Genomic DNA, 23,036 nt, shown 5'->3' with positions numbered 1-23,036 from the left:
AATGAAAGCGATGGGGCGGAACGGCACGGGGTTTTATCTGTGGGACGATTGAAGTGATTTGGATTAAACACCGCCCGATACTGGTATTGATCCTGATCATATATATGTTTTCTTATCTATCTCAGAATCATTTTGTTATAATTATTCTCAGGCCGGGTGAATTCTGTAATTTTTAGTGATATATTCAGTGTCTGAGACCGGAATGAATGTATTGAAATTGTTCATCGGTATGATAATTCCGGTGAAATGCTGTTTTTCTGGCAAAAAATTATCCCTGATGTTTCTGTAAATTCCTTTATCTGAGTTATAGTTTATTCCTAAAGAGTATGAATAAAAACAGAGGCGCTCCAATAAAGGATGTAAGCACTGCCACCGGAATGACAAAGGGTGCCATAATCATACGTGCAGCAGTGTCAGCACAGAGCAGGATGGCAGCACCTGTTATACATGATGCGGGAATCAGGTATCTGTGATCTCCTCCTATTAACATCCGTGCAATATGCGGGCTGATAAGCCCGATAAATCCTATTACTCCAAGAAATGAGACAACTACTGCCGTTACAAGGGAGGAAATCACCATTCCTGTAAGCCTTTTTCTCTTTACATTGATACCAAGTCCGTGTGCAACTTCGTCTCCCAGGCTGATTGCATTGTAATCCATGGAATTTTTCTGGAAGTACACTAATGCAGTTATAGTAGGTATAAGCATAATTATAATCTCATTCCATCCTGCCCTGCCGGTATCGCCGAATGTCCAGAAGATTATTGATGCAAGCTGGGTGTCGTCAGCAAAGTACTGAAGTGCCATTGTTGCAGCGGTAAATAGTGACCCTATTGCAATTCCGGCAAGCACAATTGTCTCCGGCTGACCTGATTTCAGGTTTGATATCCCAAGTATCAGTCCGGTTGCGGTCATACAGAAAAGAAAGGCAAAAGCAGAGGTGATATATGGATTGTTTATGACTATTGAACCGGAAATTCCGCTTGTCATCATTCCGGTGCCAAAAATTATCACTGCCATTGCAGCACCAAATGCTGCTGCGTGAGAGAGTCCTAATGTAAAAGGGGAACCAAGGGGATTTTTCAGCACTGCCTGCATGGCAACCCCTGATAATGAGAGTGCGATTCCGGCAATGAGGGCAGCACATGCCTGTGGCAGCCGGACATCCCGGATAATTATATATGTCTCTTCAGAGATGCTGTTTCCTGTAAATGCCGATATGACTTCATGGATTGGTATTCTGACCGCACCCAGTGATATTGAAATTATAAATATTATTAATGTCAGGATTAACGAGGACAGGAGAAAGTACTTTTTATTCAGAATATAATCCTTATATTTCAGATTAAAGTCTTTTTCTGTGGTATTCAATGAGTTTCTCCAAAAAATGCTGATTAGAGGGAAATTTTTGTATAGCCAATTCCGTCAAATCTTTCATTCAGTATGTCATATTCCGGCATTTCAAATAAGAATTCATAGATCTCATCTGCTTTCTCTTTTATCTCTATATCTTCAAACTGATCCGGATAGATCATCTTTCCTGCATAGTATGCAGATATTATTGCTGTTCCATAGTTGTATGAGTACCAGTTGTATGGGAGCATTCCATACACATCTCCTGTTTTAACTGCATCCAGTGATCTGTAGCAGCTATCATCTTTTAGTTCATCAATGGCTGAGGGGTTAAGCTGAACTGTGCCGAGTTCGATGAATATTGTATCCGGGTTTAAGTCAATCAGCTTCTCTTTTGCTATGAATGCCTGTGTCATTGTGTTTTCGTCACTGTCTGCAACATTGAAGCGGTCTGCGTTTATGTATGTAAATGGTGCATATGTGAGTGATGTTGAGAGAAGTCCCTGCGGGCCTTTGTTTGAAATTCCGGCAATGTAAACTTTTGGTGTTATTGCAGGGTCAGCGTCTGTGGTTCTTTCCCCAAGGTCGCCGATCTGTGATTCAAAGAATTCTGCGACTTCATCAGCACGATCTTCTCTGCCGATTATCTGACCCATCAGTCTGAGGGAGTCATACATCGCCTGGCGGTTATCTGTGGGGTCTCCGTAGTTAAGGCCGACTACCGGGATTCCTGTTTTTTCCTGAAGTTCATCGTCATTTATTGCAGCCCTGTAGCCGTCTGTTCTGAATATGATTTCCGGTTCGCATGCTATGATGGATTCAGGGTCGTCATCACTGTGATGGTTTCCTATTAATGGGAGATCTGCGTATTCCGGATATGCAAGGTAGTATGCTCTTGCATTGTATGTCTCTTTGTCATAGGAATTGTCTTTTTTGTCTATGTTGTCAACGCCGACAGCAAGTTCGTTTCCTCCAAGGTATGAGAGGAGACGAAGGCATCCTGAGCCGGAACATACGACTCTCTGCGGGTTTGAAGGTATGGTGACTTCTCTTCCGTTGGAGTCGGTGATGGTCACCATTTCTGTCTGATCATTGCTGTTTATATCTGCATCTGTCTGTGCGGATGTTCCTGTACATCCACAAACCATAATTAATATGGTTAATGCAAATAATATTGATATTGTTGTTAAATGTCTCAAATATCTGTCCATAATTGTCATATATCAATTTAATGTGTTTTTAGTTAAAACCATTTGATTTAACTTTTCTGATCAAATATTTTGTGCAGTTGATAACAAAAAATAAGATTTTGAATATTTTGGTTATAATTTCTCATAAATTTTTTATTGTACGTATTATTTTGTTGCGGGTAAATAAGAATTGACTAATTATATGATTCCCGGATTTAAATGTCCGGATTGAAGTATCAAACCAGAGGGTCGGAGTAGATGACCTGATAGATGATCTGATAAATGACCTGATAGCTGATCTGATCAAAGAACCGGACTGTCTTAACTGTGTTAATCTTGGCTATGTTAATCCTGACTATGTTAATAGAGATCAAGGGCTTCCATGTCATCGTCGATGTCATCCGGATACTTTAGTTCAATGACAACTGATCCGTCCGGAAGGTGATCACCTATCTCCAGCCACATTGTATCCTTCATCTCTATTGTTGCAGCTGTTCCGTCCGGTTTTTTAACTTTCACTAACATATGCTGTGTGGTCTCCATCTGTTACATCAGTACTTTAAAGATTCCGCAAATTTCATCACATAAGACCCCGGAGTTTTCTGCCTAAACTCAAATAGTTAAGTACTTCTCAATATTATATTGTGTCAAAACCTCTGCTGCGTGCCGTGGAATGTTTGCACAATCTGAATCAGACAAATGTTCAATATGATCTTGTTTTTTTGATGTACCAATTGCCAATCAATAGATATATATTGCCTCCAAAACATCATCCTTGTGGCAATATTTGGTCAAAAAAACAGCAAAATCCAGTCAGATACAGGACTGAAGCTTGGAAAACTTGAATTGATCTGTGATATTATTGAGGATCATATCTCCTTTCCAGATGGCAGATATTATGATTCAAAAACAATTGTAAGAGGAACAATAGCAGCGGCATGTTCTAAAAATTCGATTTCAGGACTTGTAAAAATGACAGATGGTTTGCCATCCCATACAACCTGTCTGAAATATTTACATAATATTGACATGGAGAAATTAGAATCAGATTCCTCTAAAATACTTTTATTGGCAGGGGAAGGCATAATTATAGAAGGCAGGGCTTACAATTTTGCTATTGATAAAACCCTCAAGCCATATTATGGGGTTAAAGACGAAGAAGAAGATCCTAATATTATACGCAACAAGAAGAAAGCATCGACAACCAAGTTCTTTGCTTACATGACTTTATCGATTGTGGACCAGGATAAGCACCTCACCCTTCTTGTTATTCCCTGGAAAGATAATGATAATAATTTAGATGGAATAAAAACATGTGTTGAGTTAATTCGGAGTTTAGGTCTGAAAATAAAATGTTTAATGTTAGACAGGGAGTTCTACACAGGTAAAATCTTTAGCTACCTAAAAGAATCAGATGTCCCACACCTCATGCCGGTGAAGCAACATGGTGAGGAACTCAAAAAGAATCTAAAAGGTAAAAAATCAAAATCCTTTAAACACACCCTAAATTCAAAATCAAAGTTCCCATTGGAGATAGAAATAGTTGACTGTATTGTCTATCAAATGGGAAAGAAAGGCAAAAATGGTGTACTTCATCGAGCATTTGTAGTTTATAAGGTATGTAAATCTCCAAAATCGATTAGAAGATTGTATAAACACAGATTTGCCATTGAGTCCACATATGTCCTTGCTAATAAAAGTGGTGCAAGGACATCCACTAAGGATCCGGTAGTTAGGTTTTATTATTTTTTAATTTCTTTTATAATACAGAACCATTGGGTTTCAATCAAATGGAAGAGATTTGCAAAACTTCAGAGGGGACCAAAGGTAATTTATAGAGATCGATTTCCCTTGCACCATTTTATCACTATCTTAATTAAAGAGGCTTGGGAGCATTTCCATTTATTGAGCCTTAATGAAATTGCCATAAGCTGATATTCAGACATCTTCATGAATTGAGTATGCAGATGGCCAGGTTTAGCGGTAGCTATTTTAAATTTTACAATATCTTTACTGGAAACGGTATAATTTCGATTCAAACTCATTTATTCAGACATTTATTCATGAAATATGAAGCAGTGTGTTGTGGTTCAAGTGGGATAAAATGGTGTTAACCAAAATCGGTTTACAAAATACATTTTTATCCCTCAAATTTGAAATGCAGGACATTTGGATATAATATTCAATTTAGGGGCATACAGTAAGACATTTTTAAAACAATATTCATCAATTTTAAATATTAATCGAGCACTTAATTTAAAGTACTGTACATTAATCATGTTTCTATTTTAGGTTGTTGCAGAGGGCATTTTACCGGAATGAGGGCTGAAAAACCTCATAAGAAATAATAAGTTTGTCCGGATGAAATAGTTATAATATATCATGACATCAGGCAAAAAACCGGGTAAAATATCAGGCAAAAAACCGGACAAAATATCAGGGAAAACACCAGGCAAAACACCAGGGAAAAAAACGGATTCCGGAGTAAAATCAAAGATTTCCGGCAGTTCTGCAAATACCGGGAAATCTGCAAATACCGGGAAATCTGTGGGTTCTGCAAATACCGGAAATCCCGTGAATAAATACACAAAAGCCTCCGCAGCCATATTAATTATCGCTTCAGTTGCAATTGTGGTAATTGTTCTGGCAGCTCTTTTCCTCTTCCCCGGAAATACCGGCTCAACGTCATCAATTTTCAGTTTCGGCCCGGATCAGAATGCAGATATTCCGGGTGACACAAAAAGCTCTGCTGTGCAGGAGATGATTGGAACGGGGAATGAATCAATCTTTCATGAAGAGGCATATGTCAATCCGGAGGGTGTCATCTTCAGGGTAGTTCCAACCGGAGAGGAGACTGCCAATTATTCTATAGAATACCAGGTTGATCGTGAATATGGCAACGACTTCACAGGATCTAATACTCTCACCGGAATTTCTGCAAAAAATCCGATTGAACTCAACATCACCAAAAGTCCGGGCGAATGGGTGAATATACACATTAATGTTACAGCTGAAAACGGCACTGTGGTATGGGACAGTACAAGCGGTTATGCCTGAATGATCATAATTGATTTTATTTCATCTTATTTTAGAATATTATTTACTGCCCAAAGTGCACTCCCCGGCAGTGTTTACCACAGATTCAGCCGATTCAGCATTATAAAAACATCCATAGTCGGCATCTTCTCTCATTCTCATAGCATCTGAAAAATTTTCAACAACAGAATAATCAATCCTGCCGGTATCAACAAAAAGGGCTTCAACAGCATAAAGAAGACATGAATGGCTTTTTTCCCGATATCCCTCTGAAAAAACCAGTGCTTTTAAGGAATGAAACTGAGAATAATACCCTGAATAATCGACCATTTTTCATTACCTGCTTTTAGAGAGATTTTTGCAGTTTCAAGATCCATTTTCGCTTCATCTCTCTCTTTCTGAATTATTTCAGCCTTAATATCAGTTTTAACTATTCTTTTCTTTCTGAGACATTCATCAAATTTATACCTGATGTTATTCACACCCCTGTCTGTCGTTAAATTCAGATTTTCTGGATAATAGTCATGTTTTTTACTTAATCGTCATATTCCCGCTCAGACTCCCAGAGCAATTTACCGGATTTTATCTGATTATAGAAGGGTTTGTCCTGAGTCCTTAAGCGGAAGTATTCATCTTTTGTTATGACAATTGCTGACAATTTTCTTTCTGACAAAAAATTGCTGGTCTTTCTAAGCACTGATTTTCTATCTTCAGAGAGTATAAGCATATCTATATCTGAGTCATATCTGTCTTCACCTCTGGCACAGCTTCCAAACAGGATAATTTTTGAGGTCAGAGGTTTTAGATCGATCAAAAGTTCATTTATCTCAGTTAATGTAATGACTATTTTGATCTCCCTTAACAGTGGATTTTTGTTATCGGCCATGTACATGGCAAGGCGGCCTCGGTCTTCCCTTGATACAATTGCTGACTCTTTGAGACCTGAAAGTGTTCTGCTCACAGTTCCGGGGCTTAAATCAACTTTTCCAGCAATCTCCCTGACATAGAATGATTTTCCTTCATTTCTGCCAAGGAATTTAAGAATGATGAATGAATTTTTGGAACATATGTTTAATTTATGAAACATATGTTTCAGTATTTGAATTTAATAGATTTAAAGATATTCTATACTGTAATTTCAATCTGTTCCTCTTTATCTCCTGAAGTCATCTCATCAGATGCGGGTTCAGGTTAGAGATTAACATCTTCGCGTATATTTAAACCCTGAATCCGGCCTGCCGCCGGCATAAAATCTTATGGATGACAAAAACCCCTGCTGTGCGGGAAACTACTTCACAGGATCTGACAGTCTCAGCGGAATAACGCCCGAAAACACGACTGAACTGAACTCAACATCACCAAAAGTCCGGGCGAACGGGTGGATATACACATTAATGTTACAGCTGATAACGGCACTGTGGTATGGGACAGTACAAGCGGTTATGCCTGAGTTTAAAAATCCCATAGTTTTTCAGGACAGTGTAGCATTACAGAATATTATTTAACTGGCAAGCCCTAAGGTTAGTCCATTCAGGAAATATTATGACAGATCATTTCTTTTCATCTCTGGCAGTGTTTTTAATATTAACACTTACTCTTATGGCTGGTATTCAGCCGGTTTTAGCAGAAGAATCATCGGGCAATATCAGCTATGCCTTAGGTTCAGGAAATATATCAGGCAGTGAAGCTGATTTGATTCCTGCTAATTCAGAAGAGACGACAGCAAATCCGGCCGCGGAAACGGAAATTATCAGCCGGAATACTGATTATCGGGAAGATCTCTCTTATCCGGACGATTCATACGAAAACTCGCAAAATGAAGCTGAGATAAAGACCTGGTACGTGAATGCCGGTGCACCTGCCGGAGGAGACGGATCTAAGGAAAGGCCCTACCAGCAGATCCAGACAGCCCTTGATGCCTGCAATACCTCAGATGACAATACCATACTCATTGCATATGCCGGTGGAGCACAATACAGCAATTTTACAGTCACAGTTCCGGATGTGAAGATCAGCTCGGAATCTGATAATCCTAACGAATACCCTCTCATCTCAAATCCAAACGGCACAGGGGCAGAGATCCTGGCAGACAACGTCACGCTGTCAATGTTAAATATTTCCGGATGCTACAACCCTACCGATTCACTGGAAACAATGGGAGGTGCAATATCTGTATATGGATGCAAAAGCACTGATATTTACAGATGTATCATCTCCGAAAATAACGCAATCGGCGGTGCAGGAGTATCTTTTGTAGATGGAAGCGGGGCAGTAAGGGAGAGTGAGTTATTCAATAACACCGCTGAAATGGGAGGTTCTCTCTTATCAGCAAACAGCTCTGTTATGATATATAAATCAAAAATACATAACAGCGAAGCCGCTGCGGGTGGAGGGGGATATTTCTCCGACAGTGAATGTTACATAGGTGGTTCTGAATTCTCTGAGAATACCGGGTATATCGGTGGCGGATTCATGTCAAGTGAATCTGAACTTGAGATCAGCAACAGCAGTTTTTCAGAAAATTATGGAATATTTGGCGGAGGACTCTTAACTCTGGCCGGTGACTCCTTAATTTATAAATCCTCATTTGATGAAAATTATGCGGTAAGGGGAGGTGGAATACTCAGTCAGTTCTCCGCTACAGAACTTGAGGACTCAGAACTGATAAACAATTCTGCATATGAAGGTGGTGGATTCTCAGGCAGAGACAGCGCTGACAGCATAACCAACTGCGATATATCAGGAAACTATGCAATTTCAGGTGCAGGCATTGACATAAGAGACGGGGATGCCTCAATCACCAGAACAAAAATCCTGTATAACTCCATCTTAACAGATAATTCCGAAGTCAGCCAGGCAGCCTTTCAGATCCGGGAAAATACAGGAATTACTGACGGGGCAGTCATATCAGACTGCGTATCAGATCTGATTCCCGCGGAGTACTTTAATTTCAAAACTGATGACCTTAACCTCCCCGATGATATATCCCTGAGTTACGGTGCCGGAATTCTGGTCGAAGATTCGGATAATTTCATTATTTCATACAGCGAGATCGCATTCAACGGACCTGGTGTAAACCAGACCTCATACCTGCTTGGAAGCGGAGTTGCATTAGTCCGGTCCACAGGGGCCTTATCAGGCAGCACAATAAGTGAAAACTACGCCGATCTCGGTGCAGGAATATTCTGCCAGAATTCCAGCACTGAAATATTTGGGAATACAGTTGAAAATAATAATGCAACAGTTGCCGGAGCGGGAATCTGCCTCCTCTCAGGAAATGCAAATATTGGGGGAAATACAATATCACAGAATAATGCAACGATTGCCGGAGGCGGAATACAGATAATCGGAGGAGAACATCTTATTTATAAGAACACTATCCCTGAGAACAATGCAGGATACGGCGGTGCCGGAGTCTGTCAGATAGCCGGCATTTCAAATATTGCCTTTAATACCATCAGATCAAACACCGCAGGGGATGCCTCATCTGAAATATCCGGTGGAGGAGGAATTCTTCTCATAGGACATAATATATTAGGAGATTCCCTTATTGCAGAGGAGATAACTGATGAAGAAAATCTTCCGGCAGGCATAGATCTTATTGAATCGTTATTCCTTACAGCCGGAATTCCGGAGGGCATATCAGTGCCTGATGCCGGCATATCAGTTGACGAAGATAAGCTGACAGCAGATCTATTGGTATATGAGGGTTATTTCACAGGGGAGATGTCTGATTCAGTCAAAGAGGAGATACTCTCCGGGGCAGTAAGTACAGATGACTCAATAGAAAATACACTAATATTTAACAATGTCATAGTCGAAAACTCTGCCGGGATTTCTGGTGGAGGAGTGAGGGTTCTGGCCTCTGATGCCAGAATTTATGCCAATAGCATTATAAACAACACTGCCACAGCCGGTGGCGGAGTTGGAATAATGTTATCCAGTACCGGAATGTTCCTTAATGATATTTACGGCAATAAAGCAGCAATAGGCGGCGGTATGAGTTCTGTCGCCTCTGTCTCTGAGGTTTTACTGACTGATTTCATGAATAATACAGGACTGCTCTTCGGCGGAGGTATCAGTTCAATAGCCGGAGAAACGGTGCTTGAATTTTGTTATGTCTCAGATAATATCGCAGGCCTTGGCGGAGGCGGACTAAACTCAGCATCTGATAGATTAGTGGTCTATAATAGTGAATTTACCGGCAATTCTGCCCTTGGCAGCGGCAATTACTCCGGCGGAGGTGCAATCAATATCATTGAGATTAAGAATATCACAGATGTACTTCCGGAAACCTGGGATAAATTAGTATTTCCGGCAGAGATCTCCGAGATAAAGCAGAGCGAAAATTCAATTCAGTTCATACAGTCACAGGCTGATGCAGATGAGAGATTATTTGCAGAAGAGGCGACCGTCCTGAATCCGGAATTTATCATCCTTCTCATAAATTCAGATATAACAGAGAACAGAGCTGTTAAATCCGGCGGAGGCGTTAATGTAATTGATTCAGAGCAGACCTTGATATTGGAATGCAATATCTCGAAAAACACTGCCATTAAATCGGGCGGTGGTGTATCACTGATCTCCACCAGTAACACATTATTGACATCTTCATTTATCACAGATAACATAGCGCCTGCCGGATCCGGAATTTATATTCAGGATACAGAAAATCTCATGAATTATGACAACATCCTGATAAATAGAGAGAACATCCGGGCAGAATCCACATATCCGGCTCCTTTTGACTGGAATGTCCAGTTCAACGTAACTGATATTAAGACATTCACAGTCACCACGAGTCCATATGGCGGAGGTAATGTATGGGGATCTCCGGACAAAAAAGGCATCTCACAGACCTGCACAGATGCGGACCTTGATGGCATCTGTGACTCTGATAAATGTATAATATACGACACAGACAAGACCTTAGTCGGAACAGATGAAAGGCCGCTGTATTATAATCCGGAATATGGCACTATCATCGCATTATCATCTCCTGAAGGTGCTGATGTCCTCGTAAATGGTAATTCATATGGCAGAATATCACCATCCGGATATTATATGCTGGCGGAGGAATCCACAGTTGAGATGTTCCTTGAGAATTATTTCAATTCACCAACCTATAATGCAGAGATTAATCCCACTTCTCCGGTATATGTCAGGCATGTATTTACAGACATCCCTGAGTTCCGCTCAACAGGTTCAGGATCGTCACCTCTTGACTTTGTGGCAAATGGTACAAAGACATCAGCAGACGTTAAATCATGGGAATGGCATATAGCATCTCCGGACGGAGTAATCTCTTCATATGACGGAGATAGTGTACGGACTGTATTTGCTGAAACCGGCATTTACAATGTCACTCTTGATGCCATCTGGAATAATGGCAATACCACAACATCACTCACAAAGACAATACTTGTAACGGCCCCGCCACCGAACCCTAAAGCCTCAGAAAAAGCATCTGTGAAGATTAACGGAACTGTGACTGAAACACTTCCGGACGGGTCACAGAGGTTAATCATTAATGAAACACTGGCGGGCAATGTAACCACAACTCCGGGCAGCATAATCATTGAAAGACCTGACGGAACGAGGATCAATATTAACACAACCGGAAGTCCGACAGTGAGCGGCGGGAATGTTACCGGTCAGATTTCATCCGTAACAATGCAGCAGCCAGACCTTAATGCGGCATTCAACGGCAGTCCTGGAAACGCATCTGTCGGGGTTTCTATGACGATGAACTCCTATAACGAGGATGCCAGCCTTACCACTGAGATCAGTGAGGGCTGTGCAGATGATGCGAAAAATGCCTTCTCGGTTGCCTGTCCGGGTTTAAATGAGGTCGCCTATACGGTTTATTTCACGAAATCCGGCTTTGATACAGATTCCTCTGTTACAGGAGCAGTACTGGACTTCTCTGTCAATACCACATGGGTAAATTCAATGGGCGGGCCGGATAAAATTACCATTGTCAGGTGGAAGGATGACGGAACGTCCGAACAGATTAAACCACAGTATCTTGGTATTTCCGGAATGCAATCACTATTCCGGGCAGTAACTGACGGATTCTCTGTATATGGTGTGGCAGGATTCACTCCGGCTGAGGCACCTTCTGACAGCAGCAGTGACGATAATCCCGTCTGCGTAAAGGATCTGCATAACCTGAAGGCAGGTTCTTTGTCTGTGACTGAACTGACCGGCACAGCCTTTACAGAGATTTCCATTACTCCTGCAAAGGATATCTCTGATTTAAGGATTACCACACAGGAGATGAATTATCCGGGTGCAGGCATGGGTGTGCCAAAGGACGCAGAGATTCTGGAATACATAAAGACCACTCTTTATTATACCGCTGCTTCATCGCTTGAGAGAGTGTCATATACAGCAAAAATCCCTGTAGAATGGCTGGATAATAACAACAGTTCACTTCCGGCAGTCTGGTACTACAATGAATCAGCCGGTCTGTGGAATAAGGCGGAAATCCTGAGTACAAAAGCAGAGGACGGATATATATTTGCAGTCTCTGAACCTGAGATGCCCGGATTCGGGTGGTTCGCAGTCGGAGGAATTCCGGTGGAACTGATTTTAGGCAATGAAACCCTGCCTCTTGGACCAGGGCCGGAAATTCCGTCTGAAGAACCGGCAGAATCCGTAACTCCGGCATCTCCCACTGCAACAGCAGAGCCAGCCGGAGATATGAAGGGTGGTACGCCTGTGCCCACCACAACGCCTCTTTCTGTGTTGATGGTCGTATCCGGAATATTCGCGGCTGCCGGAGTATTACAGTATAGGAAGAAGCATTAATCTGCCTGATGTTCAGGTCAGATCTCAAATACAAAGGGCAGATGATGCCCAATTCTTTTTTTTAAAAAGTTTTCATCCTGAATGATCAATATTGTCCATTTGTAATGGATAAATTAATGATTATTCAGATTAATTATCATATATGATCCTTAAGGATGAACTTGGAAGGATTGCCGCTTCACAGAGAAGCGGCATTGAACACCGCAGTCCGGGAACATCAAGAGAGAGCCTTAAAAAGATCAGACCTCTGGAGAACTTTGCCATAGTAATATCCGGGATCAGGAGATGCGGCAAAAGCACTCTTCTTCTCCAGTCCATGAAAGGTGAAGATGGATATTTTTATCTGAATTTTGAGGACCCACGCCTGAGCGAATTTGAGCTGAATGATTTTGAAATTCTTGAAGAGGTCTTTGAAGAGAACTACGGAGAGAATGAACTCTATTATTTTGATGAAATCCAGAACCTCTCCGGCTGGGAATCCTATGTCAGATACCTTCTGGACAACAACAGAAAAGTGATAATTACAGGTTCCAATGCATCTCTGTTAAGCCGTGAGCCTGGTACAAAACTAACCGGAAGAAACCTCAGGCTTGAACTGTTTCCTTTTTCGTACCGGGAATATCTGAAATTCATGAAAAAAGATGACTCTGAGGAAAATTTCCATAGTTATCTCTTCACCGGAGGATTTCCCGAATACCTGAGAACCGGCATGGATGAGGTCCTGCAAAACCTTCTTCTGGATATTATTGCAAGGGATATTCTGTTCAGGTACAATATCAAAAATCCGGGAGTAATTACTGAGATTGCAGTGTATATGCTTGCCAATATCTCACGTGAGTTTACCCTGTCAAAACTCCGGAAGACATTTTCGTCCATTGGCTCTGTTACAACCATTGCCTCATATGTGGACTATCTTGAGGACAGTTACATTATATTTACACTGCCAAGATTCAGTTATTCGATAAAAAGCCGTCAGATTAATCCAAAGAAAGTGTATGCGGTTGACAATGGTTTTATCCGGGCGAATTCTACCGGATTTTCAGATGATTATGGCAGACTCCTTGAAAATTATGTATTTCTGGAACTGCGGAAGAGGTACCGTGAGGTCTTCTATTTCAGGGAGAAGGGTGAATGCGATTTTCTGGTAAAGGAAAATACAAAGATAACAAAAGCGGTTCAGGTATGCTATGATCTTAACAACCGGAATAAGGGCCGGGAAATAAACGGACTTTTGGAGGCGATGGAGAAGTTTGGTCTGGATGAGGGTTATATCCTGACATTTAACCAGAAGGATGAAATTACTGTTGATGGCAGAAAGATAAGCATAATTCCGGCTAAGAACTATTTAGCGTTTTAATGTCGTAATCCTGCTTATATTTAATATTAGATTATTTTTAAAAATTATCATATTTCTGAGATAAATTTATATTTGTGTCTTTCATATTAAAAGTTACTATGGCACGCACAAAATTAAGAAGATGCGATAACCCAATGTGTGAAGGTGCGGCATGTATGAATCGAACTTACATCAGACCAAAGGTTAACGGGAAACAAACATTTCTTCCGGTAGGCTGGTGGTGTCCCTTTTGTGGGTGGTTTGTGAATGACCTGCCGGAAGAATAGAATAACCATTTTGTTAACGTTAACAATATGGTGCAGTTATCAAAGGGACATTTTGTCCTTTTGCAGAGTCGTCATTGTGGCGGATCTGCTTTTTTTGGCAAGGGGCAATTGTTGCATCTTGCCATTTTGAGTTATTGGCAAAAGGTCATTGTGACCTCTTTCCATTTTGGAAACAGTTCATACCTGGTTGGTGGCAATAGTTTACCACTAACAAAAAAATCATGAAGAAAGGATGAGAAGGGTTTTGTTTTGGTTATGGTAATAAAACCCTAAACGCCGTTAAGAACCTTACACAGGCCGTTCTGTACGGCCCTGTATCGCATTTTATTTTGAAACATGACTATAAGATTGGTTTGAATTTCCTCTGCAAGAAGGATGTTTGAGAATTTTTGATTTTTTCGAGATATTATATATGAAAACCTCAGGAGAAATCATATCTGTGCGGAGACGTTCAGGCAACAACGGCCTGAATCCGGCGGGTCCGATGATGAAAGGCTGTGGTTAAACATCACCCGGAGAAATGCCGTTCCGCGATAGAACATTCACCCATGATCATATTAATATTACTGTTGATTATTATGGTGGAAAAAAATATTATTTTATACATATCCGGTTCACTTCTTTTTTCTCCCGGTTTTTTTTACAAATGGTGATTTAAAAGCAGGGGTTTTTAATTTAAACGTTGGCATTTTGGGTGTTTTCCCGGATATAACACCAGGCATAGGATTCGTCCTAAACCAATCATCAACGCTCCGTTTAGATTTTTTAGATTTCGTACTTTTCTTCTTTCCGGAATGGTACCTTGGATATTTTGCATTACTTGCGCGTCTTCCAGCACTATCATCCCCGGTCGGGGATGGAATAACAGGGATAGGAACCACAGGGATAGGTATTACCGGGTTTCCACCTATAAGCGGGTCAGGGACTTTTGAACCGTCCGGGTCCTTCACAGGTCTTGGACTCGTTATTATTGGGCGCCAACCTACAAGCGGGTCACGAACCTTTGGGGATCCTTTACCAACAAAATCATAATCTCTTCCTCCACCACCTCCACCGGTTGGAGGGGAAGAAGGTTCCTCTCTTTTTCCTTTCGTTTTTGACGGTGTGGGCGATGGCCGCCTGTTTCCGGGTATTGTTGGTGATGGTGAGAATACAGGTTTTATCACATTGATTTTACCAGGACTCGGACTTTTATTGATATTTATTGTAAGTTCTCCGGGTTTCCCTGTAATTTCCTTCTGCGATGCTTTAAGGGCATCTTTATACATTCCGGTGCCCTTCAGGGTATCAATTGATTTCTGTAGCCTGACCGCCTGAACCTTCTTAAAGGGGTTTATTGTCTGCCTCTTCTGTTCTGCAAGGTACTGGCTTACATCCACGAGGTCCACAAGGTCTTTTCCCCTGTGTGGGGCAGGACCATATTTCCATTTAAGTTTCCCTTCTGGACCACCCATAACTCCGGCAGCCTTCCGGCCGGCCTGACTGTATAAGGGTTCCTGTGTAAGTTTGTCAGCCTTAAGCAGTTTATCAGGCATCCAGTCAAAAGGCAATTTGGGCGCTTTGTCTCCGGCGTAAATATTTGTTTTTACTGTTTTGGGTTGTTTAAATCCCGGATAACCATCCGGGATTGGGTGGGTATCCACAGCATGAGCAGTTTTTTCAGACCCTACCTTATTCACGATACCGGAACCCTTAATTTCATAATTTTTGCCAAGTTTTGAAAGCACGTTTTCATTAAAAGCAGCCGGATTTTTCACAAAAACGTCTAAATCAGATGTTACACGGGGCGGTTTAGGCATCTGGCCGTACGTTGTTACGGTCCCATACAATGAATGTGGCTCATTTGAAAGAATGCTTTCAAGGGTTTTCCCGGATTGCGGACCTAAATTTCTTATTTTTGTCAGGTCGGGGTCTTTCAGGAATTTACTGTTTACGCCTTTTGTAAGGCGACCAATGTTTGATGTTGCGTGAATTGCAGCTGCATCTGTTTTGGGTGCTCTGATGATGATTCCCGCTTCAGTGCCGTATGATCTGAAGGGTGCTGTTATGGGTCTTGCAGCTGCACGTGCACCACCGAGGATCACACCGCCAACGGCAAGCTGTAAGAGAGTGTCAACCGGATTTTCAGCAGCTGTTTTTGCCTGGTGTTGCAGTCCGGTTTGTGTAGCGCCCACAACAGTTCCTGCCGCACCGGTGACACCTTTCTTCCCGGCAACCTGGAATACCTTTTCAACTGTTGCCGGGGCATAGCCGGCCACCTGGGCGGTTCCGCCGAGAACATCACTGGTCGTTGTCATCAATTTTTTTAAAATAGGATCTATGTCAGACGTCTGGTTGATTTTCTGGTTTGCCTGACCAAACTGTGATGATATTTTAATTCCGGACCGTGCGGCAAACTGAGAGAACCCGGAGAAATCTGAGTCTTTATCTTCGGGCTTCTTAAGCTCGTAATGCTCACCGGTTCTTGGGTTGTAAGCGCGGTTGATGAATGTCTCCTGTGCTTTTTCCCGCTTTTTTCGTTCCTCACGCTCTTTACGTGCGGCAAAGATTGACTCCTTCTTCTTCTGCCGGTTTATGTCGGCCTGTGATGGCTGACCTCCGGTTGCAGAGGGTACTTTAAGTGCCGGGTCTGAGGCTCCCCTGTTGTTGTGTTTGTAGTTAAAATTGTCAAATGCCATTTTTTACCTCCTTACATAAATCGAATAAATCACAGCTGTAACACAGACAGCGATCATCATAACCGCCACTCCCTGGAAATCAGCCGGAAGCCGTACAAGCACGAAACCGGAGAACAAAATACCAATTCCGCCCGGAATAATCATATCACGCTGCATAATCCACAGACCAACAAACGGCATACAAAACACAATCAACAACGCAAACGGCCCTAAGCCAGAATCAGAATACACCCCGAAAACCTCACCTGCAAGTGCAGACAGATTCATGCCGGTAGAATCTTCGCTTATATAAGGCTGGTCAATTCCCAGATAAGACATAATTATATCGGATGAGTCTTCATTCATCATGGCGATGGTAGCCGAGGCGGTCGGTCTGTAAAGTGAGGATGTTTTCGCCGAAACATCATCCAAATAAACTTCTGATGTTGAATCAGAGACTAGCCTGAAATATAGAGTGTATGTCCCTGAAAAATCACTTACATCTACCTGTGAGTTTCCAGAACAGAAATTCACATCTTCTGAGTAAATTTCTGTGAGATCCAGAAGAATTTTAAAATTGCCAGAACCAGAACCGGACCATGTGAAAGTTACAATTCCAACACCTGTTAAATCGACATCTGTCTGTGAAATACTGCTGAAGCCTGAGCTTTCCGTTTCAAAATAAACCTGTCCGTCTGACATAACAGGGAATGCACCGCCGTCCAGGCGGGCACGCTGCCAAAAATCAAAACCATCTGAAAAGTCACCATCCAAAATTCTTTCGTCAGTTGCAGCGCACGAAATCCCGGTTAACGAAAAAATAAAAAATAGGGCTATTAATTCGCGAATCAATTAAATCCCCATCAAATATCCCTTAAACGTGCAGATTCCGCCCGTATCTTTTCAAAAGCCTTCTTTCTTTGATTAGCTTCATATTTTGGCAGGATAAAAAAATATCCTATTAGACTAATTCCGCCAATAAGCATCAGCGCCGGAATAATTGGCAGTGGTTCTTCCTCAACAGGTGTTGGTTCTGGTGTCGGCTCAACCCAGGGCACAACCTGAAATGCAGCACTTGCAGCTGGCACAATTGCAGCTGACAAAAGCAGCAGCACGATTATATTTTGAAAACGATTCCTCATCTCAATCCTCCATAAAAAATTTTGTTATGTTTAAATAATATTAAGGTCAACAACATATAAAATTGTTATCTATTAAATAATTATTATATTTTTATTAAAATTGCAATATACTTAAAGGCATTTATGCATTTTTTTTTCGCACGTGGGCGGCGACTGTTAAAATAACTTGTACAGAAAATTTTTGAGCCGAATTTCTTTCAGGGGTAATATGTTGATATCCAGATGTTTTTGATGTGTGAGGAAATATCAAGAGCAAATTTCAGATTACCTGAATGAAGAGAGCGGGTTTTTTTTCGCACGCGGGCGACGACTATTAAAATAACTTGTACAGTAAAAATTTTGAGCCGAATTTCTTTCAGGGGTAATGAGATGTTACGTTTTGATATTTGGAAAAGAGTGAATGTTTTTTAGGAGATTTTAGTTTATTCACTGGACATTGTCTTAACAGCCTTTGATGTTATGTCACTGGCGTTCATCCCCTTCTGTTTTGGGGTCAATGTGTTTGCAAGATCAACTGTAAACCAGCGATGCTCATATTCACCATCCTCTGGATCCACGTGCCTGATAAACTCAATGCGACCTGGATAGATTGTTTGTGTGCCGTCCGGGTTTTTTACGGTGACTGCACAAGTCGTAATCTCTTCAATCTCACTTATAAGCGAAAGTTCGTTAAACATACAGGTTTGGCTTTGCCGGTCCATAACCTGCAAGCTCTCAATCGTCATACCTTCACAAGCCAGGAAAATATCATTCATCTCCGGGAAGAATTCACCTTTCGCATGCAGATTTTGGTATTCATCATAATGCGCCGGTCGGAACTTTTCAACTAATCCAAATATGCGGTTCTCAATTTTTTGCAGTCGTGCTTCCAGACTGGAAATTTGTTTTTCATCAACCATGTTTTTCACCACTTAACATTATATTAAGTGATACACTTATTAGAGCAATTAGTATATATAATTTACTAACCTATTTGTTAAGTGAATTATGAAGCAAGGTTTTGGTAAAGTTATAAAAATGTCCTCATCACGGACACACTACGTTTCGATACCTGCATTGATTACAAGTGATGATGCCTATCCATTCACACCAGGTGAAAAAATCCGGGTTACTGTTGATGGTCAACGGCTTATTATTGAAAAATGTCCGGCCGATGACTGAATTATCTATATGAGTAATTCATAATCACCAATGGTAAGTTTTGACCTTCACACTTTGCCTGTGTTGTCTTTTCTCAGGTTGCACTGTGTGTTTTATCCATCAAATATCTAAAATAGATTTTAGGTGGCCTGGTGTGGCTCTGATGCGAAATTATCAAATATCACTTTTGGTAATGATTTTATATTAAAAAAATAACCAATGGTTATGAAATTCAACAAAATTGGAATTTTGACTGGTCTGAATGTGGTAGTGAAAAATTATCCCGTTCGGCTGCAGATTGATTTTTTTAAAAATTTTGAAATGCTGATTAAAAACCAGTCAACAAATTATCAGCTGCACATTGTGCCAAATCAGAAAATGGCTATGAAGATTTTTTGTGCTGAACAGCGGGAGTTTGCAGCTCTTGCACTGCTGAAAGAATTTCTCCTGGTTGCTGATGAATGGCCTGGGGTGAGGGGTGATTTTGCTCGGTTGGGATTAGAAGTTTCAGAACGGAATCATCTGATCTTTGCGATTGATAGAAATTTCAATTTTGACACAGTTAAAAAAAGGGTGAGATTTCCGGATGAAATAAAGTCACTTCCTGAAGATGCGTTTTGTGTAAAAGGATCATGTTTACCCCAGTTTTAAATTTTTAAAATTTTTTTTAAAATTTTTGTAAAATTTTGTAAATTTTTGTCTTTTTAAATATAGAATTACTTAACTTTTTTTAAAAATCTATAACTTTGTGTTGACTTAAAAATTAGATAATTAGGTAAATTAGGTTGATTCCCACCATAACTCATACGTATATTTTTAATTTTTTTTTTTTTTTTTTTGCACTTATGTAATAATAAAAAAAAAAACTTTTTTTCCGCCCCCGCGTAAGGAGGGATTTTACCTAATTTACCTAATTATCTAATTTTTAAGTCAACACAAAGTTATGATTTTTTTAAAAAAGTTAAGCAATTCTATATGAAAAAAAACAAAAAATTTACAAAATTTTTTAAAATTTTACATTTTTTTTACAAAAGTTATTTTTTTAAGAAAAGGAAAAAATGTTAGAATATTTTTGTCTGTGGTCCGTTGTGCTCAACAAACCAGTGTTTTTTGTTGTCAGTGGTTAAACCAGATTCCCGGAGAATCCACCCTCCAGGCCAACGTCTATCCTTCTGCTTTCGCAATTCTTTTGCAATGCTCCGGGATGATGCTGATTTCTTACTTGCCCAGGCATCAGCCATCTCTGTTGGCAGATGGTGAATAATCTCCAGACTCTGTTTTTCTGCATGGTCAGCTTTTAAATCATCAATAATCTTTGCCACAGTCCACGGCTCATCAAAGCGTTTGTGCAGGAAACTTAAGAAATCCTCCCACTCTTCAAGTTCAGAATCAGCTTCAAAATAAACAGCATCTGAATTTTTCATGAAATCCTTTAATCCGGAAAATTCAACAATTCCGCCAATAATATCACGCCATTTTTCAAAGCTTCCCACCTTTGGTATTTTCTTTGGTGTGGGGCAACCAGCTTTAACCCATGCACGGGCTATTGTGTAAACGGCTGCAAGGGCTGTTCCCCGATTCTGTAAAATATACTCATTAATATTTTCATGTTTAAATCCGGTTCTCTGCCAGGGAATGGCAACCTTTGCATCAATCTTTGAAATCCATATTCGCCTTGCCAGGTCTCCACCAATGGCAACATTGTTGCCATTCAACATCCAGAAGGCATCATTTTTTAATTTCATGTTTTCGGATTTACCCAATATTCTCCCCCCAATTTCCGGTGAAGTTAATTCCTTTGCCAAAATTCCAGCTGAAATAGTTCTGCTTAGGTTATCGAAAAATATGATATTATCACCATCTCTTAACGCTGTAAAAATTTCCTTGCGCAATTCCTCAGTTTCTCCAAAATTTCTTGAAGCTGGGATATCACCTGTTGCAATAATGCCGACAATTTTTTGCAGCAAACTCGCTCCCGTGCCCGCCTGTGGTTTATCTACTACAAAAGCCGGGCATATTTCCCCAACATATTTCCTGAGAACAGCAGTAAACACCGCAGCAATGACGTTTGTCCGGCTGCATTCATCAACAAACGGGAAATCTGTAAAGAGGTCCTTATAAAAACCAACTGATTTTTTAACATCTTCTTCTGTTGGATTTTCCGGAATATCCGGCATAGTAAAGCCTTCTTCTGGGCAAAAATAATATTCAGATTCAGGATCATAACCCTGCACTGTGTGAATAGAACCGTCCGGATGAAAAATTGGAACTTCACTTATTCCCTTCAGGTTAGGAAACGGCCATTCATCCGGAGGCATGGATAAAAGATCATCCACAACAGGCCACGGGCACACATCAGGAACAGCAGTTAATTCTTTTCCGTTTTTGCGGATTGCTACCCAGTCAACAGAACGCTCCATCTTATACCTCATATGAGTCCGTGTAAGCTGCTCTACTGTCGGTCTGCCTTCTCTGCCACGGATCACCCTGACCAACTGATTATGCCGCGTAAAAATTGATGGAGGATTGTTGTGCCGGTGTAGTTCTGATAAGACAGTGGCTGCTGTATCTCTGACCTGCTCCTGAAGGAATGTAACCGGAGTTAAACCGGATTCATTTTTTTCTGAAAAATCTTTCAGAATTTCTTCTTTTTTTTCCGGTGTGAGCTGTGGTTTCTCTTCGGCTGATTTTTTTATCAGCTGCATTTTCAACAGCTCAGCGGCTTTCTCCAGGGCTTTCTCATCATTGCCGGAATAACCATATTCCAGCATTGCATCATACGGAGAGTTTGAATGGTCAGGGTCCAGATTATCAGAATCATGATGTGAGTAAAATCTGCCGTTGTCAAGAATTACAATTCCAGGTGTCTGAGACTTGGAATTTGGGCTGATAAACCGCTCTCCTTCCCTCTGACAATACCAGTTTAAAACTTCAGAAGCAAGGTATTTCTTGTTAAATTCTTCAATTATAACTTTCCTGTGCCCCTTTTTCTTCTGGTAATCTTTTTTTCCGGAAGAAGAAAGCTGAGCAACTGCCTTTATTGCATCAGGGGTTACCAATTCGATTTTTTCCGGAACTGATATAATCCGGCTTATTCTTTGTGGTCTTTCCGCTGTATTCAGGCCTTTCCGCGTATGTGTTCCAGGTAGTTTTGAGATTCTTGATGAGTTAAAAACCCCAGTATCAACTTTAGCTTTCCCCGAAAATTTACCATCAAGAACATATAGAAAATCCTTGACCAATTGCCTTGATTCCGTATCATTTGGCAGATTTACTTTGAAATAGGCATGATAGCCATTTCCTGAATCAACCTTTACAGGTTCCGGGAATCCCGCCATTCTCAAGAACAATAAACTCTTATTCAGAACCTTAAGGGCATCGGCCTTCTCTTCATCGGTTGCATTTGTTCCTGCACCGTGGTCAGGGTCGATATCCAGAAGGATCCACCTGCGGGTTATTATGTCTGCATCCCTGGTTGTTTTGCTACTTGGTGCTAAACCATGTCCTGCTTTTTTTCCGGATTTGTTAATCTCATTAAAAATAAAGTATGTCCCTTTTGCCTCATGGTCAACCAGATTTAAAACATCATCCGAAGCCTCTTCAAAATTATCATAAATTCCTGAATATATTTTGTTATTTGGAAAAATTGCCCGTATCTCGAACAATTCACCCGGATTTTTAAATATTTTCAGGGCTTTTATGATTTCCTCACGCTGTTCAGCGGTCATTTCTCCGGATAACATTTTCCATGCCCCCGTGAAAAGGTAAAAACTTCGTGAAGGATTTTTTTATCTCTTTTTCCACTTCGAACAGCTAAAAAGTCTTTTATTGTCACATGAAAAGTTCTGTCGAAAACATCGATGTAAAACCCCTCATGTCCATGTGTCCGGATTACAGCAACCGAATCATCAACGTTTGAATATGCCGAACAGATTCCACCATACGGCAAAAAATGCTGCAACTGCACATTATTCACTATGAAAAAATCCCCATCGCAGAAGATCACAACATCCTTATCTGCTGATGTTGTAATGTGTGGTGCCGGGTATTTTCTGGTAGCCATCAAAAAACACCTCCGGAA

The 23,036-nt window shown here is 40.9% G+C and carries 18 protein-coding genes; 7 read left to right on the top strand and 11 right to left on the bottom strand.

Features of this window, described 5'->3' with window-relative positions; all coding sequences use genetic code 11:
• Positions 1-304: 304 nt before the first annotated feature.
• The 3 genes from L6E24_RS03755 to L6E24_RS03745 all read right to left on the bottom strand — a co-directional run bounded on the left by L6E24_RS03755 (position 305) and on the right by L6E24_RS03745 (position 3,069).
• Positions 305-1,372, bottom strand: a complete 1,068-nt coding sequence (locus tag L6E24_RS03755; RefSeq protein ID WP_257743385.1) for a FecCD family ABC transporter permease — start codon at positions 1,370-1,372, stop codon at positions 305-307.
• Between the two features lie 23 nt (positions 1,373-1,395).
• On the bottom strand, positions 1,396-2,502 hold the full coding sequence (locus tag L6E24_RS03750) for an iron ABC transporter substrate-binding protein (protein ID WP_257743384.1): 1,107 nt from the start codon (positions 2,500-2,502) through the stop codon (positions 1,396-1,398).
• Between the two features lie 402 nt (positions 2,503-2,904).
• Positions 2,905-3,069, bottom strand: a complete 165-nt coding sequence (locus L6E24_RS03745) for a hypothetical protein (RefSeq protein ID WP_257743383.1) — start codon at positions 3,067-3,069, stop codon at positions 2,905-2,907.
• Between the two features lie 252 nt (positions 3,070-3,321).
• Here L6E24_RS03745 and L6E24_RS03740 point away from each other — a divergent pair, with 252 nt between their 5' ends.
• Together L6E24_RS03740 and L6E24_RS03735 are read left to right on the top strand one after the other, a co-directional pair.
• Positions 3,322-4,479: a transposase gene (locus L6E24_RS03740; RefSeq protein ID WP_257741824.1), complete on the top strand. Its 1,158-nt coding sequence runs from the start codon at positions 3,322-3,324 to the stop codon at positions 4,477-4,479.
• A 447-nt stretch (positions 4,480-4,926) separates the two neighbouring features.
• A complete protein-coding gene (locus L6E24_RS03735; RefSeq protein ID WP_257743382.1) occupies positions 4,927-5,601 on the top strand; it encodes a LamG domain-containing protein in 675 nt (224 codons plus the stop codon).
• A 39-nt stretch (positions 5,602-5,640) separates the two neighbouring features.
• On the opposite strand, the gene L6E24_RS03730 is transcribed toward L6E24_RS03735, so the two are convergent.
• Positions 5,641-5,910: a HEPN domain-containing protein gene (locus tag L6E24_RS03730; protein WP_257743381.1), complete on the bottom strand. Its 270-nt coding sequence runs from the start codon at positions 5,908-5,910 to the stop codon at positions 5,641-5,643.
• Positions 5,911-6,115: 205 nt separating this feature from the next.
• Positions 6,116-6,667: a nucleotidyltransferase domain-containing protein gene (locus tag L6E24_RS03725; protein ID WP_257743380.1), complete on the bottom strand. Its 552-nt coding sequence runs from the start codon at positions 6,665-6,667 to the stop codon at positions 6,116-6,118.
• Positions 6,668-6,836: 169 nt separating this feature from the next.
• Here L6E24_RS03725 and L6E24_RS03720 point away from each other — a divergent pair, with 169 nt between their 5' ends.
• From L6E24_RS03720 to L6E24_RS03710, 3 genes are all read left to right on the top strand, one after another.
• Positions 6,837-7,085 carry a hypothetical protein gene (locus L6E24_RS03720; RefSeq protein ID WP_257743379.1) on the top strand — a complete coding sequence of 83 codons (249 nt, stop codon included), beginning with the start codon at positions 6,837-6,839 and terminating at the stop codon, positions 7,083-7,085.
• Positions 7,086-7,122: 37 nt separating this feature from the next.
• Entirely contained in the window at positions 7,123-12,393 is a 5,271-nt protein-coding gene (locus L6E24_RS03715; RefSeq protein ID WP_257743378.1) for a hypothetical protein, read from the top strand.
• 142 nt (positions 12,394-12,535) lie between these two features.
• Positions 12,536-13,750 (top strand): ATP-binding protein, encoded by a 1,215-nt coding sequence (locus L6E24_RS03710; RefSeq protein ID WP_257743377.1) that lies wholly within the window; start codon positions 12,536-12,538, stop codon positions 13,748-13,750.
• Positions 13,751-14,630: 880 nt separating this feature from the next.
• Here the strand turns inward: L6E24_RS03710 and L6E24_RS03705 are convergent.
• The 4 genes from L6E24_RS03705 to L6E24_RS03690 all read right to left on the bottom strand — a co-directional run bounded on the left by L6E24_RS03705 (position 14,631) and on the right by L6E24_RS03690 (position 18,714).
• Positions 14,631-16,694, bottom strand: coding sequence for a hypothetical protein (locus tag L6E24_RS03705; protein ID WP_257743376.1), 2,064 nt, complete (start codon positions 16,692-16,694; stop codon positions 14,631-14,633).
• A 3-nt stretch (positions 16,695-16,697) separates the two neighbouring features.
• On the bottom strand, positions 16,698-17,525 hold the full coding sequence (locus L6E24_RS03700; RefSeq protein ID WP_257743375.1) for a hypothetical protein: 828 nt from the start codon (positions 17,523-17,525) through the stop codon (positions 16,698-16,700).
• An 11-nt stretch (positions 17,526-17,536) separates the two neighbouring features.
• Entirely contained in the window at positions 17,537-17,815 is a 279-nt protein-coding gene (locus L6E24_RS03695; protein ID WP_257743374.1) for a hypothetical protein, read from the bottom strand.
• A gap of 422 nt (positions 17,816-18,237) precedes the next feature.
• Positions 18,238-18,714: a hypothetical protein gene (locus L6E24_RS03690; RefSeq protein WP_257743373.1), complete on the bottom strand. Its 477-nt coding sequence runs from the start codon at positions 18,712-18,714 to the stop codon at positions 18,238-18,240.
• A gap of 88 nt (positions 18,715-18,802) precedes the next feature.
• On the opposite strand from L6E24_RS03690, the gene L6E24_RS03685 reads away from it, so the two are divergent.
• Both L6E24_RS03685 and L6E24_RS03680 read left to right on the top strand, forming a co-directional pair.
• A complete protein-coding gene (locus L6E24_RS03685) occupies positions 18,803-18,976 on the top strand; it encodes a hypothetical protein (RefSeq protein ID WP_257743372.1) in 174 nt (57 codons plus the stop codon).
• Positions 18,977-19,180: 204 nt separating this feature from the next.
• Positions 19,181-19,606 (top strand): hypothetical protein, encoded by a 426-nt coding sequence (locus tag L6E24_RS03680; RefSeq protein ID WP_257743371.1) that lies wholly within the window; start codon positions 19,181-19,183, stop codon positions 19,604-19,606.
• Positions 19,607-20,016: 410 nt separating this feature from the next.
• Here the strand turns inward: L6E24_RS03680 and L6E24_RS03675 are convergent, their stop codons facing one another.
• Together L6E24_RS03675 and L6E24_RS03670 are read right to left on the bottom strand one after the other, a co-directional pair.
• Positions 20,017-22,683: a hypothetical protein gene (locus L6E24_RS03675; RefSeq protein WP_257743370.1), complete on the bottom strand. Its 2,667-nt coding sequence runs from the start codon at positions 22,681-22,683 to the stop codon at positions 20,017-20,019.
• Positions 22,680-23,018 carry a hypothetical protein gene (locus tag L6E24_RS03670; protein ID WP_257743369.1) on the bottom strand — a complete coding sequence of 113 codons (339 nt, stop codon included), beginning with the start codon at positions 23,016-23,018 and terminating at the stop codon, positions 22,680-22,682. Before L6E24_RS03670 ends, L6E24_RS03675 begins: the two co-directional genes overlap by 4 nt.
• Positions 23,019-23,036: the final 18 nt, after the last annotated feature.

Source organism: Methanoplanus endosymbiosus (genome assembly GCF_024662215.1).
Classification (GTDB): Archaea; Halobacteriota; Methanomicrobia; order Methanomicrobiales; family Methanomicrobiaceae; genus Methanoplanus; species Methanoplanus endosymbiosus.
This window is presented reverse-complemented; position numbering and strand designations above follow the sequence as displayed.